The sequence below is a fragment of the Flavobacteriales bacterium genome (assembly GCA_013001705.1).
Lineage (GTDB): Bacteria > Bacteroidota > Bacteroidia > Flavobacteriales_D > JABDKJ01 > JABDLZ01.
In genome coordinates this window covers 1-10,052 of record JABDLZ010000233.1, presented here as the reverse complement: position 1 = coordinate 10,052, position 10,052 = coordinate 1, and the positions used below count along the sequence as shown (strand labels likewise).

Below are 10,052 nucleotides of genomic sequence, written 5' to 3'. Positions count from 1 at the left end.
TGGAATACAGGCAAGCCTCCTTCCAGTCCTTGACCACCTCCATCACGGATAAACGAGCCCACCGTGGGCACATCCAATCCTCCGAATATGGTGATAGAGGCAATGACGATGATGGCCACTAGAGCTGAAGGGATGGCCTTGGTCAATTTGGGAAGCAGATACATGATGGCCATGGTCAGAGCGACCAGACCGAGCATGATATAGAGTTGTGTTCCCTGCATCCATACCATCTCGCCAGCCACATTGGTCTTGAAGAGCCCCAGTTGGGAGAGGAAGATGACGATCGCCAACCCATTGACGAATCTAAGCATCACCGGATAGGGGATGAGGCGTACAAACTTACCGAGCCGGAAGAGCCCAGCACTTATCTGTATCGCACCTACGATGAGCAGGGTGATGAATAACCAATACAGTCCGAGGTTCTCGATGGGGGAGGCCAACGTATCTCCGATGGCATTGCCTTGCGCGATCAGGTGTACCATGACCACCGCCATAGCACCGGTAGCACCAGAGATCATTCCCGGTCTACCACCGAATAGCGAGGTGATGAGCCCCATCATGAAAGCACCATAGAGTCCTACCAAAGGATCCACCCCTGCCACAAAGGCAAAGGCCACAGCTTCTGGTACCAAGGCCAATGCCACTGTAATACCAGAGAGGATGTCAGCCTTGGGGTCGAATGTGAAATTGCGGAACAACCGTGCAGTCATATGGAAGATTTAAGCTGAAAAGCCCGCGAAACTAGCCAAAGCAACCATGCTCCACAGGATTCCGTACGGATACTTCACTGAGAACGGGGGTTCTGTATATTGGTGGGATCAATTCGTACACCATGGATTTGAGGATCACATCGCTCGAAGAATACAAAGAGAAATACGCAGAAAGCATACAGGACCCGGCAGCATTTTGGGACCGCATCGCTAAGTCCTTTCAGTGGCGGAGACCTTATGATACCGTCCTCGAATGGGAATTCGATACACCCGATGTCAAATGGTTCGTAGGAGGGAAGCTCAATATCACAGAGAACTGCCTGGACCGTCATCTGGCCGAAAGGGGTGAGCAGACCGCTATCCTCTGGGAGCCCAATGATCCAGAAGCTGAAGCGAAACACATCAGCTATCGTGAATTGTATGAGGAAGTGAACAAGGTGGCCAACGGGCTTCGCTCGATAGGGGTAGGTAAAGGAGACCGGGTGGTCTTCTACATGCCTATGGTTCCTGAACTGGCCATCTCTGTTCTCGCCTGTGCACGTATCGGAGCCATCCACTCGGTGGTATTTGCAGGATTCTCAGCACAAGCTCTTGCCGATCGTGTCAATGATGCCGAGGCCAAGGTCATCATCTGCTCCGACTTCAATAAGCGGGGCGCAAAGAACATCTCCGTCAAAAAAGTGGTAGACGATGCCACGGAGATCGGCTGCCCGAGTGTGGAGAAGGTGATCGTGCATCGAAATACAGGAGAGGTCATCCATTGGAATGAGAATACCGATCTATGGTATCACGAGCTCGTGGCCGATCAGCCTACCGAGTGTGAGGCCGAGGAGATGGATGCTGAAGATATGCTCTTCATCCTCTACACATCAGGAAGCACGGGCAAGCCCAAGGGAGTGGTGCATACCTGTGGAGGATATATGGTCTACACCGCCTACAGTTTTCAGAATGTATTCCAATACAGCCCGGGGGATGTCTATTGGTGTACGGCCGATATCGGCTGGATCACCGGGCATAGCTATATCATCTATGGTCCACTGCTGAGTGGAGCCACTACGATGATGTTCGAGGGTGTACCTACCTATCCGGACGCAGGAAGATTCTGGGAGATCTGCGAGAAACATAAGGTCGATCAATTCTATACGGCCCCGACCGCTATACGCGCGCTCATGGCCAAAGGGGATGAATGGCCGGCCAAGTACGACCTGAGCTCGCTCAAGGTATTGGGCTCTGTGGGAGAACCCATCAATGAGGAGGCCTGGCATTGGTACAACGATAAGATAGGAAAGGGCCGCGCTCCCATCGTGGATACTTGGTGGCAGACCGAGACCGGTGGAATCATGATCTCCCCCTTGCCCGGGATCACCGACACCAAGCCCACCTATGCCTCCTATCCGCTTCCAGGAATCCAGCCGGTACTGGTAGATTCCGATGGCAATGAGTTAGAAGAGAACGAAGTAGAAGGGCTGCTCTGTATCAAGCATCCTTGGCCTAGTATCCTGCGCACCACCTATGGGGATCATGCCCGCTGCAAGCAGGTCTATTTCTCGGCATTCGAAGGGAAATACTTCACAGGGGATGGAGCGCGAAGGGATAGTGAAGGAAGGATACGGGTCATAGGCCGAGTGGACGATGTCATCAACGTCTCAGGCCATCGCATGGGAACGGCCGAGGTGGAGAATGCCATCGATGAACATCCGGCAGTGATCGAGTCTGCCGTGGTAGGCTATCCGCATGATATCAAAGGACAGGGGATCTATGCCTATATCATCTCCAAGGATAAGCAGCTCGATGACACATTTCGCAAGGAGATTCTGGATGTGGTCACCAAGGAGATCGGTCCCATCGCCAAACCGGATAAGATCCAGTTCGTGAATGGACTACCCAAGACCAGGAGTGGCAAGATCATGCGGAGGATACTCCGTAAGGTGGCCGAAGGGGAACCCGATAAGCTGGGGGATACCTCTACCTTGCTGGACCCAAGTGTGGTGGACGATATCGTCAAAGGAGCCGTCTGAGTCGGCTGCACCTATTCGGATTGGGAGGATAGCCAGATTCGTCCTTTCTTTGCACACGCATGCGACAGGTCATCACCCTAGGTCAATTCATCGTTCAGAATCAACGCGATTTCCCTTATGCCAAAGGGGAATTATCCAGCTTACTATCCGCTCTGCGATTAGCAGCCAAGATCGTTTCGCGTGAGGTCAATAAGGCAGGCCTGGTAGATGATATCAGAGGTTCTTCTGGCGTGACCAATGTGCAAGGAGAGACCCAGATGAAACTGGATGACTATGCCAATGAGGAGTTCATCAATTCCATGATGGCCCAGCAGGAGATATGCGGCATGGGTTCAGAAGAGAATGACGACCCCATCATCTTCGACACCGAAGAATGTCGTCAAGGGAAATACGTCCTCCTCATCGATCCCCTGGATGGTAGCTCCAATATCAATGTCAATGTCTCGATAGGTACCATCTTCTCCATCTACCGCAGGGTGACACCTATCGGTAGCAAGGCCGAGATGAAGGATTTCCTGCAGAAAGGAGACCAACAGGTAGCCTCGGGATATGTGCTGTATGGATCCAGCACCATGCTGGTATTCACTACGGGGAACGGGGTCAATGGCTTCACCTATGATCCTTCCATCGGTACCTTCTGTCTATCCCATCCCGATATGCGTATCCCTGAGACCGGCACCATCTATTCGGTCAACGAAGGGAACTATCGCTACTTCTCCGAAGGGGTCAAGAAATACATCAAGTATTGTCAAGAAGAGGAGGATGACCGGCCCTATTCTGCCCGCTACATCGGATCACTGGTGGCAGATTTCCATCGCAACCTGATCAAGGGAGGCATATATTTCTATCCCGCTTCGGCCATGGGACCCAATGGGAAACTACGATTGCTCTATGAGAACAATCCACTGGCATTCATCGTGGAACAGGCCGGAGGTATGGCCACCAATGGAAGACAACGCGTCATGGAGATCGACCCCGAAGAACTCCATCAACGCTCCCCTCTCTTCATAGGCAGCAAGCACATGGTGGAGAAGGTCCATGAGTTCATCGAGCAATACGATCTCAAGACTGTCTGAACGCCTGTCTAGGCCATGCGCACCGAAGAACTACTGAGCATATATGAACATTCTCCGCTGATCGGAGAATTGGAAGGCCGCCTGCGGAAGGAGAAGGCCATGCAGTTGAAAGGCTTTGTGGGAAGTGGTCTGAGTTTCTCCATTGCAGGGGTCAGCATGCTCAGTGCCGGAGTGCACCTGATCATCTGTGAGGATCGCGACCATGCCGCCTATTTCTTCAATGACATGGAGAACCTGCTCAAAGGCAAGGCCCCCGTGTTCTACTATCCCTATTCATACAAGGTGCCCTATGAGGTGGAGGTCACGGAAAATGCCAACATCGCCCTTCGAGGAGAGGTTCTGAAGGCCTTGGGCGACTTGGACCATATGGTCATCGTCACTCCGTGCAATGCCCTTGCAGAGCATGTGGTCTCACGTCAGGAATTCGAGGCCCAGGCCGTGACCATCCGTATCGGTCAGAAGCACGATCTGGACATCATCAATGAGCATTTGGTCGACCTGCACTTCGAGAAGGTGGACTATGTCTATGAGCCGGGGCAGTTCTCTATCCGTGGGGGTATCGTGGACGTATTCAGTTTTGTCAATGAGCGCCCTTATCGTATCGAACTCTTCGGAGATGAGGTGGAGAGCATCCGAGAGTTCGACCCGGTGACCCAACTCTCCGAACGCAAGATGGAACGATTGACCATCATGCCCGATGTCACTTCTGAACGCATTGTGGAGACCTACGAACCGTTCTTGGAACACCTGCCGCAGGATGCCACGCTGTGGTATCACGATATGGCCGGTATCGTCCAGACGGTAGACAAAGAGTTCAAGACCGCCACCAAGGCCTTCGATCTGCTCAAGTCGCCTTTGAATCACAGTTCTCCCGAGCAGCTCTACTGGGATGGGGAGAAGTGCAGAGTACGTATGGAACAGTTCCGCAGGGTGAGTTTCTCTCAAGTGCCCGAAGAAGGGCTACCCATCTTCCAAGCGAACCAATCCCCGCAACCGGCCTTCAATAAGCGGTTCGACCTGCTGGATCAGAATCTGCAGGAGAACCACAAGAAGGGGTATAAGAACATCATCACGGCAGGAAATGCCAAGCAGATAGAACGGCTCTACAACATCTTCGAGGACATAGATGCCGCGGTGGAGATGCAACCCATCGTGCTAGGCCTCAAAGAAGGCTTCATAGATCACGACCATAAGCTGGTGGCCTATACAGACCATCAGATATTCGAGCGATACAACCGATTCCGACTCAAAGAAGGCTTCAAGCGGACCAAAGAAGCGCTGACCCTGCGCGAGTTGATGGAATTGCAACCGGGCGACTTCATCACTCATATCGACCATGGAGTGGGAAAATTCTCCGGTCTGGAGAAGATCGATGTGCAGGGCAAGACCCAAGAGGCCATCCGCATCCTGTATCGGGACAACGACATCCTCTATGTGAGCATTCACTCGCTTCACCGCATCGCCAAGTACACCGGTAAGGAGGGCACACAGCCTAAGCTCAACAAATTGGGCAGCTCGGCCTGGGCGACCAAGAAGGCCAAGGCCAAGAATCGGGTCAAGAAACTCGCTTTCGACCTGATCAAGCTCTATGCAGAACGGAAGGCCAAGAAAGGTTTCGCATTCTCACCCGACACCTATCTGCAGACCGAGTTAGAAGCCTCATTCATCTACGAGGACACGCCCGATCAGGAGGCCGCCACCAAATCGGTCAAAGAGGACATGGAGCGGGAGATGCCCATGGATAGGCTGGTATGTGGTGATGTGGGATTCGGTAAGACGGAGATCGCCATCCGTGCGGCATTCAAGGCGGTGGCCGATAATAAGCAGGTGGCGGTGCTCGTGCCCACGACCGTACTCAGTTTCCAGCATTATCAGAGTTTCAGTGCACGTCTGCGGGAGTTTCCGGCCAAGGTGGCCTATCTCAATCGATTCAAGACCACCAAAGAGCAGACACACGTACTCAAAGCACTTGAATCGGGAGAGGTGGATATCATCATCGGTACGCACAAGTTGCTTTCGAAGAATGTGAAGTTCCATGACCTGGGACTGATCATCGTGGATGAGGAGCAGAAATTCGGTGTAGGGGCCAAGGATAAATTGAAGACCTTACGTGCCGAGGTCGACACCCTTACCCTCACCGCCACGCCCATTCCACGGACTCTGCAGTTCTCGCTCATGGGAGCCCGGGACCTAAGTATCATCAATACACCACCGCCCAATAGATATCCCGTAGAGACACGCCTGATCTCATTCAGTGAGACCCTCATACGCAACGCCATCAGCACAGAAATACAGCGCGGAGGACAGGTCTTCTTCGTGCATAACCGCATCGACAATATCAAGGAGGTGGCCGGCATGATCACCCGCGTATGTCCCGATGCTAGAGTACGCATAGGGCATGGTCAGATGGACGGGAAATCGCTGGAGAAGGTCATGCTCGACTTCATCGATGGGGAATTCGATGTACTGGTATCCACTACCATAATCGAGTCAGGAATAGACATCCCGAATGCGAATACCATGATCATCAATCATGCACAGAATTTCGGTCTGAGCGACCTGCACCAGCTCAGAGGTCGGGTAGGTAGAAGTAACAAACGGGCCTATTGCTACCTGATCACCCCACCCATGCATATGGTGAGCACCGATGCACGCAAACGACTACAGGCCGTGGAGCAGTTCAGTGAGCTGGGCAGCGGGATGAATATCGCGATGCGGGACCTGGATATACGCGGGGCAGGTGATCTACTGGGGGCCGAGCAGAGTGGATTCATCAGCGATATCGGATTCGAGACTTACCAGAAGATCCTCAACGAGGCCATCGAAGAGCTTAAGGAGAAGGAGTTCAAAGACCTCTTCGAAGAAGAATTGGCAGCCAAGAAGGAATACGTGGCCGATGTACAGATAGAGACCGATCTGGAGATCCTCCTCCCAGATGACTATGTACAAGGTACATCGGAGCGATTGCGGCTGTATCGCGAGTTGGAGAACCTACCCAATGAGGAGGCGCTCGAGAAGTTCAGTGCCCGACTGATCGACCGATTCGGTCAGCCACCTGCCCCTACCCGAGAATTGCTCGATTCTTTGCGATTGAAATGGCTGGCACGCAATCTGGGATTCGAGAAGATCATACTCCGGGGCGAGAAGATGATCGGACATTTCATCAAGGATCAGGAGCACCTCTATTACCAATCCCAGCAGTTCACTGCCATTCTCAGAGCGATACAGCGCGGTATGCCGGGCGTGAAGATGTACGAGAAGAACGATACCCTCAGGCTCTCCATCAAGGAAGTGGAATCCATCTACGACTGTCTGGCCCGTCTCAGGGAATTCCAAGGAGAAGAAGTGCTCAGTTGAGGCAAAAAAAGAAAGGCCCGGATACGAGATCCAGGCCTTCTTTAACCAAAACATGTGACTGATTAGTCAACCTAACAGATGAAAAATCTTTAACGTCTAGAAGACAATTTTGTTTCAGACACCGCTGCGTTTTCGCGGTCTCCAACCATCCTTCACTTTATCCCACTTGTTCTTGAATTTCACATTCTGGGATTTCTCATAGTACGAATCCCATAAGGGCGTGAATCCATAGAGGTTCAAAAAATCATCTTGTACGTGTATCTGTGTATCCATATGCCTATTTATCTATTCGTAACTCTGATCTGTCCATTGTCGGAGATCGTATAGTCCAATCCGAGTGGCCGACAGATCACTGTCAACGCACTTTCCAGATCAGCACTCTCGAATTCTCCGGTAAAAAATCGTTCTCCTACATCCTCGGTGGTGATGGTCACCCCGAACTGCCGTTCCATTTCCTCCATGACATGACCCAATGGGCGGTCTTCGAATCGGAAGACACCACGTATCCATGGAGCGGCATCTGTATCGGCTGTACCTTGGGTCAATCGACCGGCCAGATTATCGACCGATTGCCCGGGAGTGAGCACAAAGCTTTGCCTGCCATCATCCACCCGTACCTTACCGGTACTGCAGATGACCTCCAAGAAATCACCTCGGTCACATACATTGAAAGAAGTACCCAGTACGGAGATGGTCCCTTGATCGGTGACCACGCTGAATCGCGATCCCTTTTCCACTTGGAAAAATGCCTCACCGTCCAACTCCAGGGTACGTTCTTCTAGAAAGTCCGCTTCATCGAAGCGCAGTTCTGTTGCGGCATTGAGGGTCACTTCGCTTCCATCGGGAAGGGTGAGCACCTGGATTTCGGCCATCTGGGTGCTGTACATGGAGTCTCCGTTCTGGAATAGGAAGAGCACAGAGGCTATGAGTACCAGACCGATGGCCACAGCGGCATAGCGGAATCTTCTACTCCTCGTGTGAACGACCGGATGATCCTGCGCTGCGATACGCATCTGGATGCGCTCCCACGAATGGGCTTTATCAGCGAAAGGTGCCCGCCAATCGGCCAAGGCCTCGTCTACTCTCTTATTCAAATCTTCCGACACGGTAATTTCCCTGTGATTCATAAAGAATACAGGTAGGCAGGAGTTCACCCTACTTCATGGAAGAAAAAATTTCAGCGGATCTCGAATGAGGTCTGAACAGCGCTCACGCCTAGGAAATAGCCATATCCGCCTTGGATATTGGTAGGCCCGTCCACGGTGATATCGTCTTGAGGAGCAAATAGGTGCTCGTATTGTTTGTCTATCGCATAGACTTTGATCAGATGCGACCCATAATAGAGGAAATCATCGATGGATAATGTGGCCTCGGCCTGATAGCTCACTACGGTGCTGGTCATCCCACCGCCAGAGAATCGCATGATGGCTTCGGGATCGTCTTCTTCCGGCACCAATTCGATGACATAGAAGAATTGATTGAAGCTGATATCCTCATTGAGGTCATCCCAAGAGAGGAAAACAAGATCTCCTTGTATATCCACTTCCAAGAAATCCTTGGAAGTCTGCACGGATTCGAGGGAAGGGGGAGTGATGGTAGTGGCGCTGATAGCCGTCTCCTTGTAATTCACGCGGAGCGAGTATTCCGTCTCGGGAGCGATAATCGTCTCTGCAGGCCCGTGATAGACACCTGGTGATTCGGGGTCTTCGGAGAGCAGGATATTTTCACCTTCTGATAGGATGAAGATTTCCAGACCTTCGATCATCTGCTCAGGACCATTTCCGATAAGCGTATGCGCATGAATATCCTGAATGGGAGATCCGGTCTCCAAACTTGCATCGATGACCAACTTGGATTCGAACTGCTCAGATATCGACTCTTCTTTTGTACATGCACTGAAAATCAATGCAATGCATAGCAAGTAAGGCGATATGTGTTGAATAGAAAGGTTCATCTGAAATCAAGCCGAAGGCTAAATGTAGGGGATAGCCCGATCAACTCCAAATCTATGGTGTTGATTCTCAGCTCTTCAGGAGCCTCATCCCGCACCTGATTGGTGCTGTAGGTACGCGTGCGTATATTCCGGTGGTCGGTCAGGTTGAATATGCCGGCACCGAGGTGTAGATCCATATCCCGCAGACTGAAATGACGCGAGAGACTGATATCCCAGCGGAATTGATCAGGCAGCCGGGCTGAGAGTTCTTCTCCATATACCAGAAAGGGGTCGCCCCCAGGACCCTCGAACACACCCAGTACAGGTGTATAGGGATAGCCGGTAGAGGCCGTCCACTGGGAGTGGAAGGTGTAATCCCTGTACCGATAGTCATAGACCATCTTGATGTCGTGGGGTTTATTGTAAGTGCTGGGCATGGGGTCTCCATCATCGATATCCTCAAATACATTGGCCGAGTAGGTATAGCTGTAGGCCAACCAAGCGCTATGTGCACCCTGCTCATAGTTCACCATGAGGTCGGCCCCTATGACCTCTCCCTTGCCGATGGACAATTGCTCGTTCTCCACCGTGAATGCACTCAGCAATCTATTCTGCTCTTGATTGAGTACCACTCCTTTCAGCCGCTTGTAATACCCTTCTACGCTGGCTTGGAAGCGTTTGTGCTCGTAGTGCATTCCCAGTGAGGTATGGAACGAGCGACTCTCTGGGAGCAGATCCCCATCACTGAGTCTCCAGCGATCGGGTTGTCGCAAGAAGAGATTCTGCTCGGCCACCCTGCGGATCGGCTGGATGTAGTTCCCACTGGCCAGCGAGAAGGACATGCGGGGATCGAGCCGATATTCCACCCGTATGCGCGGTTCGAGATAGAGGTTGCCCGAATAATCATTGTAGCTCAGTCTTCCTCCAGCCCTTAAGCTCCAGTCGGTCAATGGGACCC

The 10,052-nt window shown here is 52.1% G+C and carries 8 protein-coding genes; 3 read left to right on the top strand and 5 right to left on the bottom strand.

What is annotated here, in order from left to right; all coding sequences use genetic code 11:
- A partial coding sequence (locus HKN79_09500; protein ID NNC83802.1) for a SulP family inorganic anion transporter occupies positions 1 to 710 on the bottom strand: 710 nt, incomplete at its 3' end.
- A gap of 122 nt (positions 711 to 832) precedes the next feature.
- On the opposite strand from HKN79_09500, the gene acs reads away from it, so the two are divergent.
- From acs to mfd, 3 genes are read left to right on the top strand one after another with little or no spacing between them, the layout of a single operon-like run.
- A complete protein-coding gene (acs, locus tag HKN79_09495; protein NNC83801.1) occupies positions 833 to 2,728 on the top strand; it encodes an acetate--CoA ligase in 1,896 nt (631 codons plus the stop codon).
- A 59-nt stretch (positions 2,729 to 2,787) separates the two neighbouring features.
- The gene (fbp, locus tag HKN79_09490; protein ID NNC83800.1) at positions 2,788 to 3,804 is read left to right on the top strand and encodes a class 1 fructose-bisphosphatase; all 1,017 of its coding nucleotides are present in this window, start codon (positions 2,788 to 2,790) and stop codon (positions 3,802 to 3,804) included.
- 15 nt (positions 3,805 to 3,819) lie between these two features.
- Positions 3,820 to 7,161, top strand: coding sequence for a transcription-repair coupling factor (gene mfd, locus HKN79_09485; GenBank protein NNC83799.1), 3,342 nt, complete (start codon positions 3,820 to 3,822; stop codon positions 7,159 to 7,161).
- Positions 7,162 to 7,275: 114 nt separating this feature from the next.
- Here mfd and HKN79_09480 read toward each other — a convergent pair whose 3' ends face one another.
- The 4 genes from HKN79_09480 to HKN79_09465 all read right to left on the bottom strand — a co-directional run.
- Complete coding sequence (locus HKN79_09480; protein ID NNC83798.1) at positions 7,276 to 7,434, bottom strand: hypothetical protein; 159 nt, start codon at positions 7,432 to 7,434, stop codon at positions 7,276 to 7,278.
- Between the two features lie 8 nt (positions 7,435 to 7,442).
- Positions 7,443 to 8,255, bottom strand: a complete 813-nt coding sequence (locus HKN79_09475) for a DUF4974 domain-containing protein (GenBank protein ID NNC83797.1) — start codon at positions 8,253 to 8,255, stop codon at positions 7,443 to 7,445.
- Positions 8,256 to 8,338: 83 nt separating this feature from the next.
- On the bottom strand, positions 8,339 to 9,115 hold the full coding sequence (locus HKN79_09470) for a DUF4249 family protein (GenBank protein NNC83796.1): 777 nt from the start codon (positions 9,113 to 9,115) through the stop codon (positions 8,339 to 8,341).
- On the bottom strand, positions 9,112 to 10,052 hold a 941-nt coding region (locus tag HKN79_09465), incomplete at its 5' end, for a TonB-dependent receptor (protein ID NNC83795.1). The genes HKN79_09465 and HKN79_09470, both read right to left, overlap by 4 nt.

What these genes read in the sequence shown, in the direction of transcription:
- HKN79_09470 (NNC83796.1), bottom strand. Translation starts at nt 9,115, where the DNA reads ATGAACCTTTCTATTCAACACATATCGCCTTACTTGCTATGCATTGCA.
- HKN79_09480 (NNC83798.1), bottom strand. Translation starts at nt 7,434, where the DNA reads ATGGATACACAGATACACGTACAAGATGATTTTTTGAACCTCTATGGA.
- acs (NNC83801.1), top strand. Translation starts at nt 833, where the DNA reads ATGGATTTGAGGATCACATCGCTCGAAGAATACAAAGAGAAATACGCA.
- fbp (NNC83800.1), top strand. Translation starts at nt 2,788, where the DNA reads ATGCGACAGGTCATCACCCTAGGTCAATTCATCGTTCAGAATCAACGC.
- mfd (NNC83799.1), top strand. Translation starts at nt 3,820, where the DNA reads ATGCGCACCGAAGAACTACTGAGCATATATGAACATTCTCCGCTGATC.